The organism is Paraburkholderia sp. SIMBA_054 (assembly GCF_046534875.1).
Taxonomy (GTDB): Bacteria; Pseudomonadota; Gammaproteobacteria; order Burkholderiales; family Burkholderiaceae; genus Paraburkholderia; species Paraburkholderia hospita.
On the sequence record NZ_JAWRXV010001107.1, the window covers coordinates 1 to 259 of the forward strand.

1 protein-coding gene is annotated in these 259 nt (G+C 44.0%); it reads left to right on the top strand.

All coding sequences use genetic code 11. The annotated features are described in order from the left end of the window. Window positions 1–259: hypothetical protein (locus SB822_RS58585; RefSeq protein WP_410859307.1), on the top strand; the 259-nt coding region annotated here is incomplete at both ends.

The following is a 259-nucleotide window of genomic DNA, read 5'->3' on the forward strand; positions in this document are numbered from 1 at the left end:
GGGGTTGGAATCATATACTCCCTTAAAGAAGAAGCTGTAGTTTCACTCACGATTAAAGATAGTAAGGGGAAAGTCTTAGCCACCCCAGTCCATGACCAAACCTTGAAAAAGGGGAGCCATTCAGCAACCTGGAACACGAAAGCTGTAAATAACGGTACATATACAGCAGAAATGTCTGCAATGGACCGAAGCGGTAATGAAGGTTCGACAACAATGAAGATTAAGATAAATAAGGATGCGTCGGCACCGGATATCACCG